Raw genomic sequence first — 26,148 nt, 5'->3', positions numbered from 1 at the left:
CGCGTCGGGGGCCGTTCCGCGCCTAGGAGGCCGTTCCGCTCGTAGGAGGGCGTTCCTTCCTGCCTCCTCCGCGCGATTCCGCTTTCCACTGCGACTGCGATGGGCAAGAACGCGCGGGCAGCGAGACGGGCGGACTGGAGGCGCGTGGCGGCGCCGCCACGCGCCTCCAGTCCGTCCCTCCACAACTCCACGGCGCGCCCGGCTCTCCACAGACGGCACGTTCCGGGGAACGCGGAGGCCCTCGCCGGGTAGCGTCGGCTCCGTGGCCACCGCAGACCGACCCCGCCGACCGAAGATCGGGCGCATCCCGATCACCGAACTCGCCCCCACGACGCCGAACGGATTCCCCGGCAAGGCGTTCGACGGCGAGGTGATCACGTTCGGCGCCACCGTCTTCCGCGAAGGACACGGTGTCATCGGCGCCGACCTCGTCCTCGAACGACCGGACGGGGGCACCAGGACCGTGCCGCTGCTGTTGGTCGCCGCCGGCACCGACCGCTACGAGGCGACGGTGCAGGTCGACCACACCGGTGTGTGGACGTGGCACGTCGAGTCCTACGCCGACGACTGGGCGAGCTGGCTGCACGGCGCGCGGCTGAAGATCGCCGCCGGCGTCGACACCGAGGCGACCCTGCTCGACGGCGCCGTGCTGCTCGATCGCCTGGCAGCGGAGACCGACTCCCCCGCGGCCACCCGCGCCGCCGAACGCATCCGCGACACCGACCTCGACCCGGCCGAGCGCCTCGCCGCGGTCGACGACCCGCGCATCACCGCCGAGGTCGAAGAGGCGCCGCTGACCTCCCTCCGCACCCACTCCCCGACGCAGCTGCTCGACGTCGAGCGGACCCGCGCGGGCGTCGGCGCCTGGTACGAGTTCTTCCCCCGCAGCGAGGGCGCGAAGAAGAACGCCGACGGCTCCTGGAAGAGCGGCGACTTCCGCACCGCGGCCCGCCGCCTGCCCGGGGTCGCCCGCATGGGCTTCGACGTCGTCTACCTGCCGCCGATCCACCCCATCGGGACGACCGCACGCAAGGGGCCGAACAACACCCTGACCCCCGGGCCGCACGACCCGGGCAGCCCCTGGGCCATCGGTGGGCCGGAGGGCGGACACGACGCGATCCACCCCGACCTCGGCACCGAGGACGACTTCCGCGACTTCGTCGAGACGGCGAAGAACACCGGGATGGAGGTCGCCCTCGACTTCGCGTTGCAGTGCTCTCCCGACCACCCGTGGGTCGCCGAGCACCCGGACTGGTTCACCCAGCGCGCCGACGGTTCGATCGCCACTGCCGAGAACCCGCCGAAGCGCTACCAGGACATCTACCCGATCCAGTTCGACTCCGACCCCGAGGGCCTGGTCACCGAGGTCCTCCGGGTCCTGCGCCACTGGATCGCCTTCGGCATCCGGATCTTCCGCGTCGACAACCCGCACACCAAGCCGCTCTGGTTCTGGGAGCGCGTCATCCGCGAGGTCCGCGACGAACACCCGGACACGGTGTTCCTCGCCGAGGCGTTCACGCGCCCGGCGATGATGCGGGCGCTCGCCGAGGTCGGCTTCCAGCAGTCGTACTCGTACTTCACGTGGCGCAACTCCAAGGACGAGATCGCCGAGTACTTCGACGAGCTCTCCCACGAGACGAGCGCGTACCTGCGCCCGAACCTGTTCGTGAACACGCCGGACATCCTCACCGAGTACCTGCAGTTCGGTGGTCGCGCCGGCTACAAGATCCGAGCGGCGCTCGCCGCCACGGGCGCGCCGACGTGGGGCATGTACTCCGGGTACGAGCTCTTCGAGGACGTCGCCCGTCCCGGCTCGGAAGAGAACATCGACAACGAGAAGTACGAGTACAAGCCCCGCGACTTCGCCCTGGCCGAGGCCGAGGGAGCGAGCCTCGCGCCGTACGTCACGATGCTGAACCGGTTCCGGCAGGCGCACCCCGCGCTCCGCCAGCTCCGGAACCTGCACGTGCACGACGCCGAGGACCCGGCGATCGTCGTCTACTCGAAGCACCTTCCCGGCCGGTTCATCCGGTCGGGCCGCGACGACACCGTGATCGTCGTCGCGAACGTCGACCCCCACTCGGCCCGTGAGACCACGGTCCACCTCGACCTCGCCGCGCTCGGTCTCGACTCCGAGCAGGCGTTCGACGTCCGCGACGTCGTGACCGGCCAGCGCTGGGTCTGGGGATCGTCGAACTACGTCCGCCTGGACGCGTTCCAGGAACCCGTGCACCTGCTCGTCGTGGAGGGACCCCACCGATGACCGACACCCACCCCGAGGACGACGCACGGAAGGCCCGGGGCGACTCCCCCGGCGGGCCGGCGGTCCCGCCGCCCCCGCCGCCGGTCCTCCCGCGCCGCATGCCGTCCGACACGCCGCGTCCGACGCACCCCGCGCACCACGTCGCCGCCGAACGGGCGGACGCACCGGTGGCTCCGGAGCCGTACGAGGCCCGGCCGACGACGCCTCCGACGCAGCGGTACGAACCGCGCGTCTCCGCCCCCGGCGAGGACCTGCCCGGGGCGCCCGCCGCACCGCACGAGGCTCCCGACCGCGGAGTCGCGGAGTCCGCGACGCTGGCCGGCCATGCCTCCGACGCAGCGCACCCGCGGCACATCGCGGCCGAGGCCGTGGGCAGCGGCGCACCCGCAGCACCGTCAGCACCGACGGCGGCGCCGACACCCGGAGCCCCGTCGACGGCCGCTCCCGATGCTGCTGCCGAGCCGCGTCCCGCTCCGCTCGAGGACTGGCTCCGCCAGCAGGTCGCCGAGGCCCGCTGGTCGCAGCCGCACGACGTCCTCGGCCCGCACCCCGTCGACGGCGGCACGAGCGTCCGGGTGGTCCGCCACCTCGCGGACGCCGTCCGGATCGTCCGCCCCGACGGCGATGACATCGAGCTGACGCACGAGGGCGACGGCCTGTGGGCCGGAGCCGTCGCGGGCGGACTCGGTCGCTACCGGGTCGAGGCGGACTACGACTACGACGAGTCCACCGACACCGACGACGCGACCTGGACGACCGACGACGCGTACCGGTTCGCCCCGACGATCGGCGAGCTCGACCTGCACCTCTTCGGCGAGGGCCGTGACGAGCAGCTGTGGCACCACCTCGGAGCACACGTCACGACCGTGGACGGCGTCGACGGCGTCTCGTTCACGGTGTGGGCACCCCGGGCGACGGCCGCGCGCGTCATCGGCGACTTCGAGGGCTGGGAGGGCCGCACCACCGCGATGCGCCGCCTGACCGATCTCGGCGTGTGGGAGCTGTTCTGGCCCGGCGCGCTCGAGGGACAGCGCTACAAGTTCCAGCTGCTCACCGACTCCGGCTGGGTGGAACGAGCCGACCCGTTCGCCCGCCGCACCGAGGTCCCGCCCCTGACGGCGTCCGTGATCACCTCGTCCGACTACACGTGGTCCGAGGGCGACGCGCAGTGGATGGAGCACCGGGCGAAGACGACCACGCACGACCGCCCGATGAGCGTCTACGAGGTCCACCTCGGCTCGTGGCGACCAGGGCTGTCGTACCGCGACGCCGCCGACCAGCTCATCGGCCACGTGCAGCACCTCGGGTTCACCCACGTGGAGTTCCTCCCGCTGTCCGAGCACCCATTCGGCGGGTCGTGGGGCTACCAGGTCACCGGCTACTACGCTCCGACCGCGCGGTTCGGCTCCCCGGACGACCTCCGGTACCTCATCGACCGTCTGCACTCGGCGGGCATCGGCGTGATCATGGACTGGGTCCCCGGGCACTTCCCGAAGGACGAGTGGGCACTCGGCAAGTTCGACGGGTACGCGCTGTTCGAGCACCCGGACCCCCGCCGTGGGGAACAGCTCGACTGGGGCACGTACGTGTTCGACTTCGGGCAGCCGCAGGTGCGCAACTTCCTCGTCGCCAACGCGCTCTACTGGCTCGAGGAGTTCCACATCGACGGGCTGCGGGTCGACGCCGTCGCCTCGATGCTGTACCTCGACTACTCGCGCACCGACTGGCTGCCGAACATCCACGGCGGGCGGGAGAACCTCGAGGCGATCTCGTTCCTGCAGGAGACCAACGCCACCGCGTACAAGCGCTACCCCGGCATCGTGATGATCGCGGAGGAGAGCACCTCGTGGCCGGGGGTCACCCAGCCCACGAGCGCCGGCGGGCTCGGCTTCGGCCAGAAGTGGAACATGGGCTGGATGCACGACTCGCTCCAGTACATCGAGCGCGAACCCGTGTACCGCAGCTACCACCACGACGAGATCACGTTCTCGTTCGTCTACGCGTTCAGCGAGCAGTTCACCCTGCCGATCAGCCACGACGAGGTCGTGCACGGCAAGGGCTCCCTGTACGGCAAGATGCCCGGCGACGAGTGGCAGAAGCTCGCGAACGTGCGTGCCTACCTGGCCTTCATGTGGGCGCACCCCGGCAAGCAACTGCTGTTCATGGGCCAGGAGTTCGCCCAGCCCACCGAGTGGTCCGAGGCCCGCGGCTTGGACTGGTGGCTGCTCGACGACCCGGGACACCGGGGCGTGCAGGACCTCGTCGCGTCGCTCAACCGGGTGTACCGCGAGACCCCGGCGCTCTGGACCCACGACGCCACCGCCGACGGCTTCGAGTGGATCGAGGGCGGGGACGCACCGCATTCCACGCTCGGGTTCCTCCGCAAGGACGGCGACGACCGGCTGGCCGTCTTCGTGAACTTCTCCGGGGTCCCGGTGGAGCGACGCTTCGGGTTGCCCACGGCGGGCGCCTGGCACGAGGTCCTCAACACCGACGCCGCGGAGTACGGCGGGTCCGGCGTCGGCAACCTCGGCGTCGTCACCGCGGAGGACACCCCGTGGGCCGGACGCCCCGCGTCGGCGCACCTGGTGGTGCCGCCGCTCGGCGCCGTCTGGCTGAAGCTGGCGCGGTAGACGCGGTAGACGTACCCAGAAGACGGACTGGAGGCGCGGTGCCAGCTGGCACCGCGCCTCCAGTCCGTTCTGGCGGTGCGCTCAGTACAGGGCGCTCGCCAGGCGACGCCGGGCCGCGACCACGCGCGGGTCCTCGGTGCCGATGAGCTCGAAGTACTCGACCAGGCGGACGCGCAGCGGTTCGCGCGCGTCGCCGAACACCGTCGGCACGAGGTCCAGCAGGCGCCCGAAGGCGTCGTCGACGTGGCCGCCGGAGATGTCCAGGTCGGCGACGGCCAGCTGCGCCGCGACGTCCGACGGGTCGGCGGCGGCCGCGGCACGGATCTCGTCCGCGGTGTGCCCGTTCAGTCGGTCGAGGAGCGACACCTGCGCGAGCCCCGCGACGGCCATCTGGTCGTGCGGGTCCTGCGCGATGGCGGTCTTGTACTCCTGGATCGCGGTCGCGTAGTCGCCCTGCTCGATCGCGTCGTACGCGGCCTGGTGGTGCGGCGGCAAGGGCTCCGGCTCGGGTTCGCCCTGCTCCACGGCGTCGGCCGGGGCCGCTCCGTCGACCGTGACACGGCCGGAGACGCCGTTCTCGGCCGCGGCGGCGAGCACCTGCTCGTACACGTCGCGGACCTGCGCCTCGGGCAGTGCGCCGACGAACAGCCCGAGCGGGCGTCCGCCGATGAGCGCGGCCACGGTCGGGATCGACTGCGCCTGGAAGGCCTGCACGAGCTGGGGGTTGGTGTCCGCGTCCACCTTGGCGAGCAGCACGCGGCCGTCGTACTCGGCGGTGAGCTGCTCGAGGATCGGCGAGAGCTGCTTGCACGGCCCACACCACTCCGCCCAGATGTCCACGATCACCGGGACGATCGTGGAGAGCTGCAGGACGTCCTGGAAGGACTGGTCCGTGACGTCGAGGACGAGCGACGGGACGGTCAGGTCGGCGCCGGTCTCACTGCCGGGGCCGCCGGCGGCGGGAATGCCCGCCGGTCCGCCGGCGGGTGCCGGGGGCTGGGGCGGCCGCTGCGCGCGGTCGACGAGGGACGACAGGTCGACGGCTCCGCGGAGACCGGACGGGGTCGGGGGGACGTTGGTCATTGCACCTCACTCGCTGCTGTCAGGCCCTGCGTGAACCCGAGCAGGACCACTTTGTCATCGGTGCCCACGGGGGGCACGTAGAAGAGCAGCTGCACGCCGTAGGTGGCGCTGATGCCCCTCGTGCTGGAGTCGACACCGGAGAGCGCCTTGACCGCACCCTCGGTGTTCACCTCGGCGCCCGCGGCCGTCGGCGTGACCTTCTCGACCTCGTTCAGCTCGGCGGAGACCAGCGCTCCCGCGCCGTCCGTGGCGATCGCCACAGCGCTGTCCTCCGGCACCTCGGACGAGTACTCGATCTTGGCCGTGTCGGGCAGGGACGCGGACTTCTTGTCCTTGTAGGCCTTGCCGATCGTCGACCGGAGGCCGTCGCCGTCCGCCTGGAACAGCGACGCGTACGAGCTGTCCTTGTCCTTCGACAGGATGTCGCCGTACGCCGTGCCGATCTGGTCCGGCGCGACCGACAGGAGCTTCGTGTTCGGCGCGAGCAGGGCGGCACCGATCGAGGTGGGCGCTAGGCTCGGGATCTTCGCCGCGGCCTCGAGCGAGACGTCGTACGCGACCTTGTAGTCGTCACGCGCGGAGTCCTGCACGAGCGTGAGGGCCTGGGGCGCGGACTTGGCGTCGCAGTCCTCGGCGACGACCGCGAACACGGTGCGCGGCCACGAGTCGGTCTGCTGGGGCAGCGCCACGCAGACCTGGTCGGCGGAGATCGCCGGCGGGGCGTCGACGTCGGCGTCCTTCGCGCGGATCGTGTAGTTGGCCTTGCGGAGGTCGAGCGCGGCGCCGGTGAACCGCTCCCCCGCGAGCCGGCCGTCGCGTGTCGCGTCGGCCTGCTTCGCGACCGCGGCCACCCGTTCGACGATGCGGCTGATCTGCTGCTTGGTCGCGGCGGTCGGCTCGGTCTGGGCAGCCGCACCGGTCGCCGTCGCCGTGGGGGTCGGGCTCGCTGCGGAACCGCCCTGGGGCCAGTAGTCGGCCGAGCACCCGGCGAGGCCGAGGGCACCGACAAGGAGGACCGGGATCGCCACGAACGCGCGCCGACCTCGCCGACCACGGGCGGGGACCTGCGCGCCGGCGGCGGCGGCCCGACGGGACGCACGCACACGCGGCGGACGCGAACCGCCGCTGCGGCGACGCGGACCGCGGCCTCGGCGCTGGTGGACGAACGCCCAGACGAGCAGCACGAGGCCACCGACGAGGAAGACGCCACCGGCGACGAGCAACGGCCCGACGCTCGGGGTGGCGGTGTCCCGCGGCCAGGTGACCGAGACGTCGCTCGGGGCCGCGGCCGTGCCGTCGCCGACGATGATCACGGAGACGTCCTTCGGCAGCCGCACCGTGAACTGCCCGGCGCCGTCGTACTCCTGGTACCAGAGGTCGCTGCCGGCGGGGTCCGGGACCGTGGTCTCGCTGCCGGTCGTCCGGCCGACGAGCTTCGCCTGGTCGGCGTCGAACCGCATGGTCGTGTGCTTCGCGTCGCCCACCCAGGCGTCGACGTCGGAGGTCTTGCCGTAGGCCGCGAACACCTTGCCGGAGCCAGCGACGTTGATGCGCTGGTAGCCGGGGTTCGCGTTGAGGGTCGAGCCCGGGATCACCGTCACCGGCGCGGAGCTCTTCGAGGACGACGACGCGACGAGCGACGACGGTGGCTCGAACACGGTCCGCTGGCCGACCGCGAGCGCGACGAGCACCAGACCGATGACGAAACTGACGATCGCCAGGACGAATCGCACGGATCTTCTCCCTACCGCGCCGGGGTGGGGTGACGGCGCGCGAATCAGCGCTCCAGGATAGCGAGCGAGCCTGGACGGCGCATCCCCCGCCGCTGTCCGCGGTCACAGCCGACGGTCTCGACGCGCCACTACAATCGTGGCCGGGCCTTCCCTGTGCCCTCCGCCGAGCACCCAGGAGCGAACACGTGGCGAACGACGAGGCAGAGTTCGGGACCGAGCTGCGCGGGTACCGCCGCGAAGACGTGGACCGTTCGCTGAACGACCTACGCCGCGAGCTCATCAAGTCGAACAACGACCGGGCGGACGCCGCGAAGGAGATCCGACTCCTGCAGTCGCGGGTCTCCGAGCTCCAGGGCGAGCTCGACGAGGCGGGCACCCCCACGTACAGCGGTCTCGGCACCCGCCTCGAGTCCACGCTCCGCGTCGCCGAGGAACAGTCCACCCGGCTGATCAGCCAGGCGGACATCGACGCCCAGCGACTCCGAGCGTCGAGCCGCGCCGAGGCCGACCGCACCCTGCGCGAGGCGCAGGAAGAGGCCCGCGACACCCTCGAGGACGCACGGACCCGTTCCACGAACGAGCTGACCCGTGCCCGCGCCGAGTCCGCCGACACCGTCGAGCGCGCCCGCGCCGAGGCCGGGCTCCTCACGCAGGACGCCCGCAACGAGGCCGCCGCGATCCGCGGTGCCGCCGTGACCGAGGCCGCCGAGGTCCGCTCCATCGCGATCCGCGAGACCAACGCCCTCCGCGCCCAGGTCGAGCACGAGGTCGCCGAGTTGCGCGAGATCGCCCAGCGCGAGTCCGCCGGCGCCCGACAGGCCGCTGCCGACCTGGACCGCGAGACCGAGCACCGTCGGAGCGTCTTCGAGGCCGACCACGCCCGCCGCGTCGAGGACCTCGACCACGAGGAGACGACGCGACGCGACGCACTCGAGCGCGAGGTGACCGAGGGCCGCGCGGCCTGGCACCGCGAGCGGGACGAACAGCAGCAGGCGCACGCGCTCGAACTCGAGACCGGGCGCGCCGACCTCGCCTCCGAGGTCGAACGCCGCCGTTCCGAGATCGACACCGAGCTCGCCGACCGCCGCCGTGTCCTCGACGAGGAGCTCGCCGCCGCACGTGCCGAGTGGGAGCGTGAGCTCGCCGGTGCCCGCACGGCCCTGCAGCAGGAGACCGAGGCAGCCCGTGCCCAGCTCCGGGTGGACGAGGAGCAGACCCGGACCGAGAACGCCCGCCTGGTGCAGGAGACCGCCGACCGCATCGCCCGCGAGCTCGACGAGCACGCCGCACGCATCGACCGCGAGCGCGCCGAAGCCACCGCGGTCGCCGAGCGCGCTGCTCGCGAGCACGAGAACGAGCTCGCCGCCCGCCGGGAGCGCGAGCACGCCGAGGTCGACACCGAGATCGCCGATCGACGCACCGCGGAGCTCGACACCCTCGAGGCCGAGCGCACCGCCCTCCGCCAGGAGATCGACACCGCGCGTGCCGACCTGACGAAGGAGCGCGACGAGGTCCGCGCCGAGATCGCCCGGGAGCGCGACGAGGCCCGCACCACGCTCGAGTCGGAGCTCGCCGCCCGTCGCGACGACGCGGAGCAGGACTACCTGCAGAAGCACCACGACACCGTCACCGAGACGCAGAAGTACCTCGACGAGGCGAACCTGCAGCTGGCCGAGGCGACCCGCCGGGCCTCCGAGGCCCGGGAGCGCGCCGAACGTCTCCAGCAGGAAGCCGACGACCTCGAACGGTCGAGCACCTCGGACGCGCAAGAGCACGCCCGGACGATCGTCGCGGACGCGCAGGACCGCGTGCACAAGATGGTCGCCGACGCCGAGGAACGCACCGCCGGCATCATCGCCGAGTCCGAGGACCGTCTCGCTGCCATCCGCACCGAGCGTGATGCGGTCGCCGGTTACCTCGAGAACCTCCGGGGCGTGCTCACCCACGCGACCGGCCTGCTCGGGAACGCACCGGCGATCGACACCGACGGCGCGGCCGACGACGACCGCCAGGACACGACCGACCGCTAGGCGGGCACGTGCGTCGGGAGCGGCGCGCTGCCCGGCACGACGAGGTCGGCGATCGCGTCGAGCACGATCCGCACGTAGCGCTCCCCAACCCACAGGTGCTTCGCACCCTCGACCGGGACGACCCGGACGTTCGGCGCGAGGACGAACCGCCGTGCCGCCTCGTCCGGCCGCAGGAAGTCGTCGTGCTCGGGGATCAGCGCGACCACCGGCACGTCGACGTCGGCCCAGCGCGCGAGCTCGTCGTCGGACGTGCGGTGCAGCGGCGGCGACAGCAGGACGACTCCGGCGACCCGGCCCGCCTCGACGTGTTCCAGCGCGTGCTTGAGGATCACCTCGGTGCCGAAGGACCACCCGACGAGCCACGGTGTCGGGAGGCCGCGGTCGACGACGTCCGTCACGGCGGCCCGGAGGTCGAACCCCTCGGAGACACCGTCACCGAAGACGCCGTCGGAGGTCCCGCGGGGCGACGTCACCGACCGGAAGTTGAAGCGCAGCACGGCGATGTCCGCCAGGGCCGGCAGGCGAGCCGCGGCCTTCTTCAGGACGTGCGAGTCCATGAACCCGTGCGCCGTCGGGAGCGGGTGCAGCGTCACGATCGTGCCGCGCGCGGGACGATCGAGGGGTTCGGCCAGCTCGCCGACCAAGGTGAGGTGGTCGTCCGTGACGAGCTCGACGTCGGTACGTCGGGCAGGCAGTTCCGTGTTCGAGCGGATCTCGGCGGCGGTGTCGTGGGTCACGCGATGCTCCAGCAGTGGTTGTGCCAGTGGCGACGGGACGCCAGGTCGGCTTCGTCGCCGAGGACGCCGTCGGCCCGCCACACGACGACGTGGGCGGTCCCGGGGAGCACGGTGCCGCCACAGCCGGGGCAGACGTACTCCTTCTGCGCCGACGTCGCCGACACCGGTTGCACGAGGTACTCACGGCCCCGGCGGACCTCGGTGCGCTTCCAGGAGCTCATCAACCGGTCGAGGCCGGACGGTTCGTCCTCGTGCTCGAGGTCACGACCGCGGGGTCGCCGCGGCCGGTTGCTGCGCGGCACCGGAACTGCCGATCAGTACCAGTTGAAGGACTGGCTGTGTCCCCACGCGCCACACGGGGTGCCGTACACGCCGGAGATGTAGTTCAGGCCCCACGTGATCTGCGTGGCCGGGTTGGTCTGCCAGTCGGCGCCGACGGTCCCCATCTTGCTGCCGGGGAGCGCCTGCGGGATGCCGTACGCCCCGCTCGGGTTGTACGCGTTCACGCGCCAGCCCGATTCCTTGTTCCAGAGCGACACCAGGCAGTTGTACTGGTCGGTGCCCCAACCACGGGCGGTGACCATCTGGAGCGCGATCGCCTGGGCGCTGCCCGGGTCGGGCGTGGCCGCGACGGCTGCGAGCGTGTTCGAGGCGCTGACGCTCGTCGTGGCGTCGGCGTCCGTGGCGTCGTCGGTCGTGTCGGTCTTGGGCGCCTCGGTGACCTTGGGCTTGGGGACGGTCACGCCGTACTCGTCACGCGAGACGTCGAACGCGGCGTAGGTGCCGTGCGTGGTGTACTCCTGCGGCGCGACGGGTGCCTTCACCAGCACGGGTGCGGAGACCGCGGCCTGCGCGACGTCGGGCTGCAGCGGGTTGAAGAGCGAGCCGACGACGATGCCGGAGACCGCGAAGAACGACAGTGCGGGGATCGTCGCACGCTTCCGCATGAACGAGTTCACACCGCGAGCGCTGCTGGGCTTCGCTGGCGCGGCGATCGCTCGGGCGCGGCGCTGCTTGACGATGCGGGGGTCGGCGGGCGTCGAAGGGACCGCCCGCGCCACGGATGCCTGTGCGGCTTCGGTGTCCGACACGCGGTTCGCTGCGACCGACTTCGGAGCACTGCCGGGAGCGGTCGGCACCGATGCCGTCACCGCCGTCGGGTTCGCCGTGAGGACCGAGTTCTCCGCCGTGCGGGTTCGGTTCAGTGCCGCGCGGCGCTCACCGGCGGCCGAGAGGCCGAGGTGCTCGCGGGTATCGCGGTCGGAGCTGAGGTCTGCCGTGTGCCTGCCCATGAGTACGACCAGGGTAACGGAATCATCACGGAAAGCGAAGCACCCGTGCGAGCGCGTCGTCAGCGGACGGCGAGCATGACCTCGACGACGGCGTCGAGCAGCGCGTCGACCTGGCCTTCGCGGTAGCCCCCGTGCTTCGGCCGGAACACGATCGAACGCACCTCGGTGAGGCTGAGGGGCTTGCCCTCGCGGAAGTAGCCCCCGAGCCGCTTGGCGAAGGCGTCGACGTCCTTCGGGTGGTAGCCGGTGCCGAGGACACTGACCCGTCTGAACCGCTGGCCGTCCGGACGTTCGAGTCGCTCGACCACGTCGGATGCCTTCGCGCGGGCCTCGGCGTACCAGGCCTTCTGTCCGATGTCGGCGATCTCACGCTCGCGCTCTCGGGCAGCGAAGGCGTCCTCGAGGCGCTCCAGCGCGGCGTCGACGTGCGCGGTCGAGTAGCCGCCCTTGCGCATCGAGAACGCCGTGGCACGGATCTTCGCTGCCTCGATCGCGGGAGCACTGTCGTTCGCCGTGTAGGCACGACGAGCGTCCTCGAGGAAACGCTCGACCTCGTCGACGTCGTATCCGAGGGCGGAGCGGTCTGCGTTCGGGAAGGTGGTGGCCACGGCGACATTCTGCCAGGACCGGACCCTGGTGTGACCTGGACGCGCGGTCAGTGGTTGACGACGAGGTACAGGACGTACGCGACGGCGGCCGACGGCAGGATGCTGTCGATCCGGTCGAGGAGCCCGCCGTGCCCGGGGAGGAACGACGAGATGTCCTTGATGCCGAGGTCGCGCTTGATCATCGACTCGGTGAGGTCCCCCAGGGTGGCGGAACCGGAGATGAGGACACCGAGGATGATGCCCATCCACCACGGCAGTCCGAGCATCAGCCAGCTGACGATGATCCCGACGAGGATGCTCGCCGCGACGGAGCCGGCGAAGCCCTCCCACGTCTTCTTCGGGCTGATCCGCGGTGCCATCGGGTGCTTGCCGAGGTTCAACCCCGTCGCGTACGCGCCGGTGTCGACGGCCACCACCACGAGGATGAACGCGATCACCCAGAGCTTGCCGTCCGGCTGGGCGGAGAGCAGCACGACGCAGGCGCCCAGCAGCGTGATGTACGCCTGGACGAACAGTCCGTTGGTGAGGTCACGGACGACGTTGGCCGCCGGCGGCTTCGTCCGGGCGAGGGCCACCTCGACCAGACGCCAGAGACTGATGAAGACGATGCCACCGAGGAGCGTGAACAGCGCCGGGATCTGCCCGCCGAGGTACGCGGCAGGCACGACACCGACGGCCACGAGCACGCTCGGGATCCGCGGGACGTCCCGACCGGCGAAACGCATCGCGCTCGCCAGCTCGTACACGCCGACGCCGAGCAGGAACGCCGCGACGACCATGAACGACGGCGTCCAGATGAGCAAGGAGCCCAGCATGACCACCGCGAACGCGAGGGCGATGCCGATCGCTGCCGGCAGGTTCCGGCCGGTGCGCGCGGTCAGCGCCTCGTTGCGGGCGCCGAAGTCGGCCTTCCGCTGCCGGAGCTGCGCCTCGAAGTCCGTCCGGGCAGCTCGTGCCCGTGCGTCGAAGTCCTGGCGCAGCCCCTTGGCGGAACGCTTCTGATCTGTGGGGCGGTCATCGCCGCCCTGGTCTGGACGGGGCATCAGACCTCGAGGAGTTCGGCTTCCTTCTTCTTCAGCGCGTCGTCGATCTGATCGACGTGCTTCTTCGTCAGGGCCTCGAGGTCCTTGTCACCGCGCAAGATCTCGTCGTCGGAGATCTCACCCTTCAGCGCGTCGAGGTCGTCCTTGGCGCGTCGGCGGATGTTGCGGATGACGACCTTGTGGTCTTCGCCCTTGCCGCGCACGAGCTTCACGAACTCCTTGCGGCGGTCCTGCGTGAGCTCGGGGATCGTCACGCGGACGATCTCGCCGTCGTTCGAGGGGCTCGCCCCGAGGTTCGGGAACGTCGCGATCGCGCGCTCGATCTCCTTGAGCGCCGACTTGTCGTACGGCGTCACGATGAGCGTGCGCGCCTCGGGTGTCTGCAGCGACGCGAGCTGCGCGAGCGGCGTCGGCGTGCCGTAGTACTCGACCGGGATCTTCTGGAAGAGCGCGGCGTTGATCCGGCCGGTTCGGACGGTCGAGAAGTCGTCCTTGGCGACCTCCACGGCCTTCGCCATCTTCTCGGTGGCTTCGGTCAGGACATCACTGATCACGGTGGTTCTCCTTCGGTACTGGCGTCGAGTCTAGTCAGCGGCGGAGGTCAGTTGCTGACCACCGTGCCGATGCGTTCGCCCCGGATGGCGGCTGCGACGTTCCCGTCGCCCTCCATGCCGAAGACGTGCATCGGCATGCCGTTGTCCATGCAGAGCGAGAACGCGGTCGCGTCGACGACCTTGAGGCCCTTCAGGAGCGCGTCCTGGTAGGTCACGTGGTGCAGCTTCTCGGCGCTGGCGTCCTTCTTCGGGTCCGCCGTGTACACGCCGTCGACGCCGTTCTTGGCGACGAGGACCTCGTCCGCCTTGATCTCGAGCGCACGCTGTGCCGCGACCGTGTCGGTCGAGAAGTAGGGCAGCCCGGCGCCGGCACCGAAGATGACGACCCGGCCCTTCTCGAGGTGCCGCTCGGCGCGCCGCGGGATGTACGGCTCGGCGACCTGCGTCATCGAGATGGCGGACTGCACGCGGGTCGCGGCACCGGCCTGCTCGAGGAAGTCCTGCAGGGCGAGGGCGTTCATGACGGTGCCGAGCATCCCCATGTAGTCAGCCCGGCCACGGTCCATGCCGCGCTGCGAGAGCTCGGCGCCGCGGAAGAAGTTCCCGCCACCGACCACGATCGCGATCTCGACGTCCTGTGCTGCGGTGGCGATCTCCTTGGCGATAGCGCCGATCACGTCCGGGTTCACCCCGAGGGTCCCGGCACCGAACGCCTCCCCCGACAGCTTCAGCAGTACGCGGCGTCGTCCGGTCTTCTCGTCGGTCATCTGTGTGCACCCTTCGTCGTCTTGGGGAAATGTACACGCGCGGTGCGCGCGAAAACGGGGCCAGGAACCGATCGGTTCCTGACCCCGTCACGGGTTCGCTACGCGCCGACCTTGACGCGGGCGAAGCCCTGGATGGTGATGCCGGCGTTCTCGGCGGCCTTCGCGACGGACAGCTTGTTGTCCTTCGCGTAGTCCTGCTCGAGGAGCGCGACCTGCTTGCGGTAGGCGTTGAGGCGGCCCTCGACGATCTTCGGCAGGGCGGCCTCGGGCTTGCCCTCCTCGCGCGTGATCGCCTCGACGGTCGCGCGCTCCTTCTCGATGGCCTCGGCCGGGATCTCGTCGCGCGTGAGGTACGTCGGGTTCGCGAACGCGACGTGCTGCGCGATGGAGCGGGCCTCGGCAGCGTTGTCACCGGCGTACGCGATGACGACGGCGATCTGCGGCGGGAGGTCCTGGCTGGTCTTGTGCAGGTAGATCTCGAAGGCGTCGCCCTCGACACGGGTGACCGTGCGGAGTTCGAGCTTCTCGCCGAGCGCAGCGGCGTTCTCGTCGATGACCTCGGCGACGGTCTTGCCGTCGAGCGGCGCGGCGTTGCCGGCAGCGACGTCGGCGGCACCGGCAGCGGCGACCGCGGCGACGACCTTGTCCGCGAGGGTGGTGAACTTCTCGTTCTTCGCGACGAAGTCGGTCTCGCTCGCGAGCTCGACGACCGTGGCGGCGCCGTTCTCGGCGACGGCGACGACGACGCCCTCGGAGGTGGCACGGTCGTCGCGCTTGGCGACGGCCTTGGCACCCTTGATGCGGAGGAGCTCGACGGCCTTGTCGTAGTCGCCGTCGGCCTCGACCAGGGCGTTCTTGGCGTCCATCATGCCGGCCCCGAGGTCCTCACGGAGCTTCTTCACGTCAGCAAGGCTGTAGTTGGCCATTGACTGGAGTCCTTTCTGGACTGTGTGTTCGAAAGAGAGAGAAAAGGGGCGCCGAGCCGTTCGGCCCGACGCCCCCGGTGGTCACTCGGCGGGGGTGGTCTCCGCAGCGGCCTCGGCCTCGGCCGTGGGCTCTGCGTTCTTCGCCTCGTCGGCGATCGGCTCACCGATCTCCTTGGCGGCGACCTGCGCGTCGGCGTCGTTCTCCTCAACCGGAGCGGCGGGCGCCTCGGTCGTGGCGGCGGCCTCGCCACCGAGGAGCTCCTGCTCCCACTCGGCGAGGGGCTCGGCGGCAGCCTCGTCGTCGCCACCGTTGTGGCGGGTCTTCAGGCCCTCGGCCGCGGCGTCGGCGACGATGCGGGTGAGGAGACCGACGGAGCGGATCGCGTCGTCGTTGCCCGGGATCGGGTACGTGATCTCGTCGGGGTCGCAGTTGGTGTCGAGGATGCCGATGATCGGGATACCGAGCTTCTGCGCTTCGTCGACCGCGAGGTGCTCCTTCTTGGTGTCGACGATCCAGAGCGCGCTCGGGGTCCGCGTGAGGTTGCGGATACCACCGAGGGTCTTGTGGAGCTTGTCCAGCTCGCGCTTCTTGATGAGGAGCTCCTTCTTGGTGAAGCCCTTCGTCGTGTCGTCGAAGTCGATCTCCTCGAGCTCCTTCATGCGCGCGAGGCGCTTGGAGACCGTCTGGAAGTTCGTGAGCAGACCGCCGAGCCAACGCTGGTTGACGTACGGCTGGCCGACGCGGGTCGCCTGCTCGGCGATGGAGCCCTGCGCCTGCTTCTTGGTGCCCACGAAGAGGATCGTGCCACCGTGCGCGACCGTCTCCTTGACGAAGTCGTACGCGCGGTCGATGAAGGCCAGCGACTGCTGCAGGTCGATGATGTGGATGCCCGAGCGCTCGGCGAGGATGAAGCGCTTCACCTTCGGGTTCCACCGACGGGTCTGGTGTCCGAAGTGGACGCCGCTGTCGAGCAGCTGGCGGATGGTGACGACGGCCATGCCGTCCTCCTTGTGTGTTCTCGGCGCGCAGCATGACTGCGCACCTGTTGCGGTTGTGTCGGTCGCGACCCGGTGGTCGTGACCCCTGGCGCCCTGCCCGCGCGGCCGCCCACTCACGAGAGTGGGACCGGTGGCCGCGTGACGTGCTCTGGATCACTGCGTGATCGTGAGCACTGTGGACGCGCGAAGTCAGCGCGCACAGCGCGCTGCTGGATAGATGCTAACAGACTGGAGGCGCGGTGCGGGACGGACCCGCACCGCGCCTCCAGGACGGTGGTCGCTGTGCGTCAGGCCTTGGCACTCACGGTGTCGCCCTCGGCGCTGATGCCCATCTCCTCGAGCGAACGCCCCTTCGTCTCGGGGATCTTCGCGAGGACGAAGAACAGCGAGAGCAGGGCGAACAGGGCGTAGATGCCGTAGGTCACGGTGAGGTTGAAGCCGGACAGGACCGGGAACGTGATCGTGACGAGGAAGTTCGCGATCCAGTTCGCGGCGGAGCCGACGCCGAGCGCGGTCGCACGGATGCGGTTCGGGAACATCTCGCCGAGGAGCACCCACATGAGCGGACCCCACGTGGCACCGAACGACACGACGAACAGGTTCGCGAAGATCAGCGCGATGATGCCCCACGCGCCGGGGAGGTTCGGCTCGCCGTTCACGATCGTCGCCTGCGAGAACGCGATCGCGACCATGAGCAGCGACACGAACATGCCCGACGAACCGGCGATCAGCAGCGGCTTCCGGCCGAGCTTGTCCACCGTGAAGATCGCGATGAAGGTGACCGCGACATTCACCACCGAGGTGATGGTGGAGATGAGGAAGGACTGGTCCTCCTTGAACCCGACGGCCTGCCAGAGCGTCGTCGAGTAGTAGAAGATCACGTTGATGCCGACGAACTGCTGCAGCACGGCGAGGATGATGCCGACCCAGACGATGGGCTGCAGACCGAAGCGGTTGCCCCGGATCGAGCCCTTCTTCTCGCTGGCCTCCTTCTTGATGCCGTCCTGGATCTCCTCGAGGCTCGTGTTCACCGTGTCGCGGGGCACGATCTTCGTCATGACCTCACGGGCATCGTCCGTCCGGCCCTTGGCGAGCAGGTACCGCGGCGATTCGGGCAGCGTGATCGCGAGGATGCCGTAGACGATCGACGGGATCACGCCGACGAGGAACATCCAGCGCCATGCCGGCAGGCCGAGGACGACCTCGGAGGCGCCGCCGGCCGTGACCGCGAACACCTGGTCGGACAGGAGCGCGGCGAAGATACCGAGCGTGATCGCCAGCTGCTGGAACGATGCCAGACGGCCGCGGATGGCCTTCGGCGACACCTCGGAGATGTACGCCGGCGCGATGACCGAGGCGGTCCCGATGCCCAGACCACCGACGAGACGCCAGATCACGAAGTCCCAGGTAGCGAAGGCGAACGCGCTCCCGATCGACGAGACCAGGAAGAGGACCGCGGCCCAGAACATGATCCGCGTGCGACCCCAGCGGTCCGCGAGGCGACCGGCGAAGTACGCGCCGAACGCGCAGCCGATCAGCGCGGACGCGACCGCGAAGCCGCTCGCGGACTCGGACAGGCTGAACTCGTCGCGGATGGCGACGACCGCCCCGTTGATGACGGACGAGTCGAAGCCGAAGAGGAAGCCGCCCACCGCTGCTGCGATGGCGAACGCGGTGACCTTCCCCTTGAACGCACGGTCGGTGCCGTGCCCGGTGGTCGTGTTGGACACGATGCTCCTGGGTTCTGCCGCCGTGCGGGATGCTGCACGGTGCCCCGGCGGTCGGCTGGTTCGCCGTCCGAGCGGCGTTGCGTGTTCCGGAGCGGCCCCGACTGTACTCCCCGATGGGCGCGGGGGCGCAATCGGGGTGGGTGTGGGGCGGGGCGGGGCGGGGCGGGGCGGGGCGGGACCGACTCGGTACGACAACACCGACGTCGTGCGACATCCGCGTCGTCGCACCTTGCAGACGCAACGGTTGCGGACGCGCGGCTGCGACAAGGTCGACGTCGTGCGACATCGACGTTGTCGCACCATCCCGCGCCATCCGTCCTCCACAGGCCTGGAGGCGCGACCCACCGCCCACAGATCGACGTACCTCCGCCCCGGCACACGTCGGAAGACGGGACGGTGGGGCCATGTACTTCGGCTCACGGCCTCGTCACCCGCGCACGAACCCCCGCATGCTCGTCTGTGCGGTCGCGGTCGCGGTCGCGGTTGCGGTCGGCGCGGTGTCGGTCGGCGCGGTGCCCCTCGGCGCGGAGCTGACGGCCGGTGCCGCGACTCCGACACACGGGCGCGAGGCCGTCCGCGGGGCCGGGGTCGCCGCTGCGGAGTCGCGTGCACCGTGGGTCTGGCCGACCGGGACCCGGGTGGTGAGCCGACCGTGGGAGGCGCCGCCCGACGACTACGCAGCGGGGCACCGCGGGCTCGACGTCTCCGCGGTGATCGGTGCCGCGGCGGTCGCGGTCGACGACGGCGCCGTGACCTTCGCCGGCCCGGTCGCCGGTCGGAGCGTGGTGACGATCGACCACGGCGGAGGACTCCGCAGCACGCTCGACTCCGTGACGCCGGCCGTCACCGCCGGGGACACCGTCACGCAGGGCGACACCGTGGGGCACGTCGCGGTCGGACACTGCCCGGCATCGGACCCGTGCCTGCACCTCGGCGCTCGGCTCGACGACCGCTACGTCGACCCGACACGGTTCCTGCCCGCCGCCGAGTGGCCGGTGCTCCTGCCCGAGGACGCCTGGGCCGGGTGACGGGCGCGGCAGTACCGGGTGGCGACGGTCACGCCCGGGGGTGCGCCGTCCGGTAGACCTCACGGAGCCGAGCGGACGACACGTGCGTGTAGATCTGCGTCGTGCCGAGGCTCGCGTGCCCGAGCAGTTCCTGTACCGCACGGAGGTCTGCTCCCCCGTCGAGCAGGTGCGTCGCGGCGGTGTGCCGGAAGGTGTGCGGCCCGCTCGGGCCCTCGCCGGGCAGATCCTGCAGCACGCGCGCGACGATCCGGTAGGCACCGCGCACCCCGAGACGCGCGCCCCGGTCGCCGAGGAACAGCGCACCGGGGTCCACGAGGTCGGACCGCGCGGCGAGGACCGGTCGACCACGTTCGAGCCAGGTCTCCACGGCGTCGCGGGCCGGCACACCGAACGGCACGACCCGCTCACGGCCACCCTTGCCGAGGACACGGACGGTCAGACGCTCGCGGTCGAGATCGAGCACGTCGATGCCGACCAGTTCGCTCACCCGGATGGCCGCGGCGTAGAGGAGCTCCACGACCGCCACGTCCCGCAACGCCGCGGGGTCGTCGGTCGCCGCACGTGCCGCCAGCCCGTCGAGGATGATGCGCACCTGGTCGGACGACACCACCCGGGGAAGGTGTGCAGCCCCCTTCGGCGCCCGGAGCCGCGCACCCGGGTCGACGGCGAGCACGCCGGACTCGCTCGCCCACCGGGTGAAGGCCCGCACGGACGACGACCGTCGGGCGATCGTCGACCTCGCGAGCCCACGGTGGTCGGCGTCCCACAGCCAGTCGCGCAGCAGCTCGAGCCCGAGTCCGCCGACGCGGTCGACCCCACGCCCGGAGGCGAAGGCCACGAGCTGCCCGAGGTCGTTCGCGTACGCACGGACGGTCTGCTCGCTGAGCCCGCGGGCATGCCGGGAGTGGTCGAGGAACACGTCCACGATCCCCGCGAGTTCGTCGTCCGTCCGGTCCGCCACGGCACCAGGGTAGGTCCGGCCACCGTCAGGCCCGCGCCCACCCGCCGGACCCGTGCACGACGAGCCCCTGCAGCTGTGCGAGCGCCAGCGCGTCGGCGACCGCGGCGACGGACATCCCGGACCGCCCGGCGACCTCGTGCTCCGGCATCGCCCGTCGCCCCAGGGCATCGAGCACGCGGAGCACCTCGGGGTCCTGACGGGCACCCGCGAGCGGCTCGTCCGGCTGGTCGGCCGTGAGCGGCCCGCTCGACGCCAGCGCCGCGTCGACGGGGTCCCTCGGGTGGACGACGAGCTGCGCCCTCCCCTGTGCCACGAGCCGGTGGCACCCGACCGACGCCGAGGACGAGAACGCCCCCGGCACCGCGAACACCGGCCGCCCGAGCTGGGCGGCGTGGTGCGCGGTGTTCAGCGCGCCGGACCGCGCACCGGCCTCGACGACGACCGTGACGTCGGCGAGGGCGGCGATGAGACGGTTCCGGGCCAGGAACCGCCACCGCGTCGGTCGGGTGCCCGGCGGGGACTCGGCGAGCAGCGTGCCCTGCCGCGCGACGTTCCGGAGCAGTTCGACGTTGCCGGCCGGGTAGAGCTGGTCGATGCCACCCGCGAGGACCGCGGTGGTCGGTGCTCCGGCGGCGATGGCCACCCGGTGCGCGACGGCGTCGATGCCGTACGCGCCGCCACTGATGATCGAGCACCCGGCGTCCGCAGCCGTCGAGGCGATCTCGGCCGCGGCCTCCGCACCGGCGACCGTGTTCGCGCGCGATCCGACGACGGCGAGACCCGGTCGCGGTGTGGCCGCGGCCGACCGGGTCCAGAGGACGAGGGGTGCGTGCGGGCCGAGGTCGTCGACGGCGCACGGCCATGCCGACGTGCCCGGGACGATGAGGGTGGCCCCGACTGTCCGGGCGGCCGTGAGCACGTCCCCGACGTCCGTGCGGCCGAGCCGTGGCGTCCACCGCTCGACCGCGGCGATGAGCACGGCTCCGAACGCGACGGTGTCCTCGGAGCCCGCGACCCCCGACTCGACACAGCGACCGAGCAGGTCGCCGACGTCGCCGGCGTCAGCCGCCTCGAGCACCGCTCCGAGCGCACGTTCCGGTCCGAGCCCGGTGACGAGCTCCCCGGCCACGGCGTCTCCCGGTTCCGCGATCGTCGACCACGCGATCCGCGAGGCGGTCTCGACGAGATCGACCTCGCCCGCGCCGACGCCGAGCGCAGACCACACCGCGCCGAGCAGGTCGCCGCTGGTGGTCACAGGGCACTCCGGAGCGCGAGGGCGTCGAGCACCTGGCGACTCGCCGGCCGTTCCACGCCCTGCAGGTCCGCGAGGGTCCACGCCAACCGCATCGTCCGGTCCCAGCCGCGCATCGTCAGGGTGCCGAGGTCGAGCGCCTTGTCGAGCGGTGCGGTCGCGCCCGGCTCGGCCCGTCCCTCGGCCCGGAGCCACGTCCCGGCGACCTCGGCGTTCCGCGACCAGTCGGTCCCGCGGAGCCGCTCGGCCATCCGGCTGCGGGCGTCCGCGACGACGCGGCGGGTCTCGGCGGTCGTCGGTGTCGCACCGTCGCCGGCTCGGATGCTGCCCGTCGTCACCCGGGGCACGCGGACGCGGATGTCCAGCCGGTCGAGCAGCGGCCCGGAGATCCGCCCGAGGTACCGCCGGACCGTCGCGGGGCTGCACTCGCAGGGCTGGCGGCTGTCGCCCGCGTTGCCGCACGGGCACGGGTTCGCGGCCAGCAGCACCTGGCACCGCGCGGGGAACTCGGCGGCCCCGGCAGCCCGGTGCACGGTGATCCGACCGGACTCGAGCGGCTGCCGGAGCGCGTCGAGCACCGCACGGGGGAACTCGGGCGCCTCGTCCAGGAAGAGCACGCCGCGGGTGGCGCGGGAGACCGCCCCGGGTCGGAGGATGCCTGATCCCCCTCCGATGAGCGCGACCGCCGACGCCGAGTGGTGCGGAGCTTCCCACGGCGGTCGCTCGGTCCAGGACGCCGAGCCGTGTCCCGCGACGGAACGGACCGAGGCGACCTCGAGCGCTGCCGCACCGTCGAGGTCGGGCAGCAGGCCGGGCAGTCGCTCGGCGAGCATCGTCTTGCCGGCCCCGGGTGGCCCGAGCAGCAGGGCGTGGTGTCCGCCGACTGCAGCGGCGATGACCGCACGCACACCGATCGGGTTCCCGATCACGTCCGCCAGTTCCGCGGTGGGACGGGGATCCGCCGGTGCCGCGATCGGCAGGACCGGCTCGACGTCGACGGCGGGCAGGAGCGCACCGGCGTCGATCGCCGCGGCGCGGAGCGAGTCCACCCCGCGGACCTCCACGCCCCCGACGACCTGTGCCTCGGCGAGGTTGCCGACCGGGAGGACGACCCGAGCCACCCCGGCGTCGCGGGCGGCGAGGAGCATCGGGATGACCCCGACGACCGGGCGCACCCGCCCGTCCAGCCCCAGCTCGCCGATGTACACGACCCGCTCGGACACCGCGGGAGCGATCCCGGCCCCGGCCAGCACGGCCATCGCGATCGCGAGGTCGAACCCGGACCCGCGCTTCGGGATCGCGGCCGGCGTCAGGTTGACGGTGATCCGCCGGGCCGGCAAGGGGCACCCCGCGTTGGCCGCAGCCGCTCGGACACGCTCACGCGCCTCGCCCAAGGACGTGTCCGGCAGGCCGATGATGCTGAACGCGGGCAGCTGGCTGGTCAGGTGCGCCTCGACCTCGATCCGACGGCCGGCCACCCCGATGAGCGCGATGGCCGAAGCCCGTCCGATCCCGGTCGTCACAGCACACCGGCGACGTGTTCGATCCCGACCCGGTCGCCGTCGACGTGCACCGCGAGCGCGTCGATCCGGATCGCCCGGGCGGACACGTCCGGGTGGTCCTCGAACCACGCGGGTACCAGTCGCCGCAACCGGCTGACCTTCGATGCCGTGATCGCCTCGAACGGGTGCCCGGTCGAGTTGCCAGCGCGTGTCTTGACCTCGATGAACACGAGCGTGCACGACTGCCACGCGATGATGTCGACCTCGCCCCGCGCGCAGCGCCAATTGCGTTCGACCAGACGGAATCCGTGGTCTTCCAACCATTCCGCGGCCCGGTCTTCACCGAATCGTCCGAGACTGCTGTTCCGCAGCGGTGTTTGCTCCATGTCGTTGCCTCCGCGTCGACCATCGCGGAGAACGCCGTCGCCCGAGCGACTCCTCGGACGATCAGTGGAGAACGATGGCGAACGCGCGACTGTGGAGGACAAAGCAAGAACCCGGACGACCGAGGTCGTCCGGGTTCTGTGCGATCGCTATCAGTGCGCGGCTGCGTACGCTTCCTGCACCTGGGTGGAGATACGGCCGCGGGTCGAGACCTCGTACCCGTTCTCCTTCGCCCACTCGCGGATCTTCGCGAGTTCTTCGGAGTTTCCGCGCTTCGGGGCCGCCTTCGGAGCGGAACCGCCGGTACGACGACCGGAGACCTTGCGCGCAGCGGCGACGTAGTCGGAGATCGCTTCGCGGAACTTGTCGACGTTGTCGTCCGTCAGGTCGATCTCGTACGACGATCCGTCGAATGCGAATTCGAGGGTACGACCCGAACCCGGGGTGATGGGCGAGTCGTCGAGGTCGTCGACGAGCTGGACTGTGACCTTCTGTGCCATGGCGCGCTCCTGCAATCGGGGACGTGAATTCCCCATCACATTAGCGCGAAGAAATCACCGGAGTCGAATTGCCGCGGTGTTTCTCAGCAATTGCATTACAAGTTGAAGATCACTCGTCGAGTGCGAGTTCCTTCGGGAGCTCGAGTTCACGCGACGTGAGTTCCTCGACGTTCACGTCCTTGAACGTGAGTACCCGGACGGATTTCACGAACCGGTCGGAACGGTAGACGTCCCACACCCAGACGTCGCTCATCGTCAATTCGAAGTAGAAGTCGTGCTCGGTGTCCCGGCGGGCGAGTTCGACCTCGTTCGCCAGGTAGAAACGCCGCTCGGTCTCGACCACGTACCGGAACTGCGACACGACGTCGCGGTACTCGCGGTACAGGGCAAGTTCGACCTCGCGGTCGTAGTCGTCGAATTCGTCGTCATCCATCGCTCCCCCAGTCTACGGCGACCGGAGCACCCACGGCACAACACCCGACCGGACACACGGCCCGACGCGCGAGGACCCACGAGGGACCACCCGCGTCAGCCCGCCAGCGCGTCCAGTTCCTCGAACCCGTCCAGCGACATACTCGACGCCTGGTGCAGCCAGCTCTTCCGGTGCAGCGCGTGGGCACCGACCGATCGGATGGCGTCGTAGTGCGCGGTCGACCCGTAGCCCTTGTTCGACGCCCACGCGTAGTGCGGCGCCTCGTCGTGCGCCGCCGTCATCAGGGCGTCCCGAGCGACCTTCGCCACCACCGACGCAGCAGCCACCGATGCACAGTCCCGGTCGGCCTTGACCCGCACGACGACCTCGAGCGGGTCGGACGGCAGCCGCAGGGACGCCGGCACGGCCCGGGTGAGCCAGTCGAACGACCCGTCGAGCACGACGACGGCCCCGTCGAGCGAAAGCCCGTCGTCGACGAGCGTGCTGATGGCGGCGGCCCCGGCCTGACCGAGGGCCGGGACGATGCCCTGCTGGTCGACGACGTCGGCGGACGCCATCCCGACAGCGGTCCGGGTCCACTGTCGGACGACCGGGTCGAGCGCCTCACGCCGTGCGGCGCTGAGCAGCTTCGAGTCCGCGAGTCCCTCAGGCACCCGACCGATGTCGATCGTGACGGCAGCGACCCCGACGGCCACGGGACCGGCGATCGCACCGCGACCGACCTCGTCCATGCCGATCACGGTCACGCGTCCGGCACCCAGGAGCTTCTTCTCGACCCGGAGCGACGGACGGATCGCGGTCACTCGTCCCGCTCCTCCACGCCGGCGAACACGTCGGGGTAGTCGTCGAGCCAGGTCCACCGGCTCGTCGGCCAGGAGATCACGAACGCCCGGCCGGTGACGTCGGACATCGGGACGAAGCCCTTCGACGGGGTGTCGCCGTTGTAGCGGGAGTCCTTCGAGTCGTACCGGTTGTCACCCATCACCCAGATCGTGCCCTTCGGCACGGTCACCGAGAAGTCGGTCCCGGATGCGCGGGTCTCCCCCGTCGGCAGCTTCAGGTAGGGCTCCTTGATGGGCACACCGTTGACGGACATCTGTCCGAGGTCGTTGCAGCACGACACCTTGTCGCCGGGCAGACCGATCACACGCTTGATGAGGTGGTCGTCGCTGTCCCCGGTGCCGAGCCCGACCTGGGTGAGGAGCCAGTCGATCGACTTCGCGGGCTGCGTGTCCGGCGTGACGTTCGGCACTTCCGACCCGGTGAGCCAGCCGCCCGGATCCTTGAACACGACGACGTCGCCACGCTTGAGTGCCACCATCCCCGGGACGAGCTCGTTGACGATCACCCGGTCGTTGATCTGCAGCGTGTTCTCCATCGACGCCGACGGGATGTAGAACGAGCGGATCAGGAACGTCTTGACGAGGAACGAGACGAGCAGCGCCGCGATGAAGATGATGACGAGGTCCCGGATGAACGTGAGGACGCCGTTCCGCTTCTTCTCGACACGGGGCCGGCGCCCGGTTTCGTCAGTCGTGTCCGTCATTTCCACTCTCGTTCGCACACCCGGGTCCGCACGCCACGACCGGGAGGGAGCCAGCACAAAGGAAAGCCCCCCGTCGATGCACAACCGTACATCGGCGAGGGGCGAGCAGCGGCGTCCGGCTCGCGGACGCTCACTGTGAAGGCG

At 71.0% G+C, this 26,148-nt stretch carries 24 protein-coding genes; 4 read left to right on the top strand and 20 right to left on the bottom strand.

Features of this window, described 5'->3' with window-relative positions:
- Positions 1–262: 262 nt before the first annotated feature.
- Complete coding sequence (locus tag FS532_RS00405) at positions 263–2,263, top strand: alpha-1,4-glucan--maltose-1-phosphate maltosyltransferase (protein ID WP_186321848.1); 2,001 nt, start codon at positions 263–265, stop codon at positions 2,261–2,263.
- Positions 2,260–4,896 (top strand): 1,4-alpha-glucan branching protein GlgB, encoded by a 2,637-nt coding sequence (gene glgB, locus FS532_RS00400; RefSeq protein WP_260852442.1) that lies wholly within the window; start codon positions 2,260–2,262, stop codon positions 4,894–4,896. The genes FS532_RS00405 and glgB overlap by 4 nt, the downstream gene beginning before the upstream one ends.
- Before the next feature lie 81 nt (positions 4,897–4,977).
- Here the strand turns inward: glgB and FS532_RS00395 are convergent, their stop codons facing one another.
- Together FS532_RS00395 and FS532_RS00390 are read right to left on the bottom strand one after the other, a co-directional pair.
- Positions 4,978–5,979, bottom strand: coding sequence for a tetratricopeptide repeat protein (locus FS532_RS00395; RefSeq protein ID WP_144749375.1), 1,002 nt, complete (start codon positions 5,977–5,979; stop codon positions 4,978–4,980).
- Positions 5,976–7,712: a hypothetical protein gene (locus FS532_RS00390; protein WP_144749373.1), complete on the bottom strand. Its 1,737-nt coding sequence runs from the start codon at positions 7,710–7,712 to the stop codon at positions 5,976–5,978. The genes FS532_RS00395 and FS532_RS00390 overlap by 4 nt, the downstream gene beginning before the upstream one ends.
- A gap of 185 nt (positions 7,713–7,897) precedes the next feature.
- Between FS532_RS00390 and FS532_RS00385 the strand changes: the two genes are divergently transcribed.
- Entirely contained in the window at positions 7,898–9,742 is a 1,845-nt protein-coding gene (locus FS532_RS00385; protein ID WP_144749371.1) for a hypothetical protein, read from the top strand.
- Here the strand turns inward: FS532_RS00385 and FS532_RS00380 are convergent.
- The 10 genes from FS532_RS00380 to FS532_RS00335 all read right to left on the bottom strand — a co-directional run bounded on the left by FS532_RS00380 (position 9,739) and on the right by FS532_RS00335 (position 18,398).
- The gene (locus FS532_RS00380) at positions 9,739–10,479 is read right to left on the bottom strand and encodes an alpha/beta hydrolase (RefSeq protein ID WP_260852441.1); all 741 of its coding nucleotides are present in this window, start codon (positions 10,477–10,479) and stop codon (positions 9,739–9,741) included. The two genes, FS532_RS00385 and FS532_RS00380, sit on opposite strands and share 4 nt — an antisense overlap.
- Positions 10,476–10,781, bottom strand: a complete 306-nt coding sequence (locus FS532_RS00375; protein ID WP_144749369.1) for a hypothetical protein — start codon at positions 10,779–10,781, stop codon at positions 10,476–10,478. The genes FS532_RS00380 and FS532_RS00375 overlap by 4 nt, the downstream gene beginning before the upstream one ends.
- A 12-nt stretch (positions 10,782–10,793) precedes the next feature.
- Positions 10,794–11,771, bottom strand: coding sequence for a lytic transglycosylase domain-containing protein (locus FS532_RS18955; protein WP_260852440.1), 978 nt, complete (start codon positions 11,769–11,771; stop codon positions 10,794–10,796).
- Between the two features lie 59 nt (positions 11,772–11,830).
- Positions 11,831–12,379: a DivIVA domain-containing protein gene (locus tag FS532_RS00365; protein ID WP_144749367.1), complete on the bottom strand. Its 549-nt coding sequence runs from the start codon at positions 12,377–12,379 to the stop codon at positions 11,831–11,833.
- 47 nt (positions 12,380–12,426) lie between these two features.
- Positions 12,427–13,422: a phosphatidate cytidylyltransferase gene (locus FS532_RS00360; protein WP_186321847.1), complete on the bottom strand. Its 996-nt coding sequence runs from the start codon at positions 13,420–13,422 to the stop codon at positions 12,427–12,429.
- Positions 13,422–13,976: a ribosome recycling factor gene (gene frr, locus FS532_RS00355; protein ID WP_144749365.1), complete on the bottom strand. Its 555-nt coding sequence runs from the start codon at positions 13,974–13,976 to the stop codon at positions 13,422–13,424. Before frr ends, FS532_RS00360 begins: the two co-directional genes overlap by 1 nt.
- A gap of 47 nt (positions 13,977–14,023) precedes the next feature.
- Positions 14,024–14,743 carry a UMP kinase gene (gene pyrH, locus FS532_RS00350; protein WP_144749363.1) on the bottom strand — a complete coding sequence of 240 codons (720 nt, stop codon included), beginning with the start codon at positions 14,741–14,743 and terminating at the stop codon, positions 14,024–14,026.
- A 98-nt stretch (positions 14,744–14,841) separates the two neighbouring features.
- On the bottom strand, positions 14,842–15,669 hold the full coding sequence (gene tsf / locus FS532_RS00345; RefSeq protein WP_144749361.1) for a translation elongation factor Ts: 828 nt from the start codon (positions 15,667–15,669) through the stop codon (positions 14,842–14,844).
- A gap of 81 nt (positions 15,670–15,750) precedes the next feature.
- A complete protein-coding gene (gene rpsB / locus FS532_RS00340) occupies positions 15,751–16,668 on the bottom strand; it encodes a 30S ribosomal protein S2 (RefSeq protein WP_144749359.1) in 918 nt (305 codons plus the stop codon).
- A gap of 287 nt (positions 16,669–16,955) precedes the next feature.
- Positions 16,956–18,398, bottom strand: coding sequence for a sugar porter family MFS transporter (locus FS532_RS00335; RefSeq protein ID WP_260852434.1), 1,443 nt, complete (start codon positions 18,396–18,398; stop codon positions 16,956–16,958).
- Positions 18,399–18,847: 449 nt separating this feature from the next.
- Between FS532_RS00335 and FS532_RS18555 the strand changes: the two genes are divergently transcribed.
- Positions 18,848–19,426: a M23 family metallopeptidase gene (locus FS532_RS18555; protein ID WP_186321846.1), complete on the top strand. Its 579-nt coding sequence runs from the start codon at positions 18,848–18,850 to the stop codon at positions 19,424–19,426.
- 28 nt (positions 19,427–19,454) lie between these two features.
- Here the strand turns inward: FS532_RS18555 and FS532_RS00325 are convergent, their stop codons facing one another.
- The 8 genes from FS532_RS00325 to lepB all read right to left on the bottom strand — a co-directional run bounded on the left by FS532_RS00325 (position 19,455) and on the right by lepB (position 26,004).
- A complete protein-coding gene (locus tag FS532_RS00325; RefSeq protein WP_144749355.1) occupies positions 19,455–20,387 on the bottom strand; it encodes a tyrosine recombinase XerC in 933 nt (310 codons plus the stop codon).
- 25 nt (positions 20,388–20,412) lie between these two features.
- A complete protein-coding gene (dprA, locus tag FS532_RS00320; RefSeq protein ID WP_144749353.1) occupies positions 20,413–21,642 on the bottom strand; it encodes a DNA-processing protein DprA in 1,230 nt (409 codons plus the stop codon).
- Complete coding sequence (locus tag FS532_RS00315; protein ID WP_186321845.1) at positions 21,639–23,162, bottom strand: YifB family Mg chelatase-like AAA ATPase; 1,524 nt, start codon at positions 23,160–23,162, stop codon at positions 21,639–21,641. The genes dprA and FS532_RS00315 overlap by 4 nt, the downstream gene beginning before the upstream one ends.
- Positions 23,159–23,527, bottom strand: a complete 369-nt coding sequence (locus FS532_RS00310) for a YraN family protein (protein ID WP_144749351.1) — start codon at positions 23,525–23,527, stop codon at positions 23,159–23,161. Before FS532_RS00310 ends, FS532_RS00315 begins: the two co-directional genes overlap by 4 nt.
- A gap of 150 nt (positions 23,528–23,677) precedes the next feature.
- Complete coding sequence (locus FS532_RS00305) at positions 23,678–24,025, bottom strand: histone-like nucleoid-structuring protein Lsr2 (protein WP_144749349.1); 348 nt, start codon at positions 24,023–24,025, stop codon at positions 23,678–23,680.
- Between the two features lie 109 nt (positions 24,026–24,134).
- Positions 24,135–24,458, bottom strand: a complete 324-nt coding sequence (locus FS532_RS00300) for a DUF2469 family protein (protein ID WP_079236329.1) — start codon at positions 24,456–24,458, stop codon at positions 24,135–24,137.
- 95 nt (positions 24,459–24,553) lie between these two features.
- Complete coding sequence (locus FS532_RS00295) at positions 24,554–25,261, bottom strand: ribonuclease HII (protein WP_144749347.1); 708 nt, start codon at positions 25,259–25,261, stop codon at positions 24,554–24,556.
- Positions 25,258–26,004, bottom strand: a complete 747-nt coding sequence (gene lepB / locus FS532_RS00290; RefSeq protein ID WP_144749345.1) for a signal peptidase I — start codon at positions 26,002–26,004, stop codon at positions 25,258–25,260. The genes FS532_RS00295 and lepB overlap by 4 nt, the downstream gene beginning before the upstream one ends.
- Between the last annotated feature and the right edge of the window lie 144 nt (positions 26,005–26,148).

Origin of the sequence: Curtobacterium pusillum, from assembly GCF_007673235.1 — a bacterium.
GTDB classification, from domain to species: Bacteria; Actinomycetota; Actinomycetes; order Actinomycetales; family Microbacteriaceae; genus Curtobacterium; species Curtobacterium pusillum_C.
Note: the sequence above shows the minus strand (reverse complement) of the source record. Positions and strands in the feature narration are given on the sequence as shown.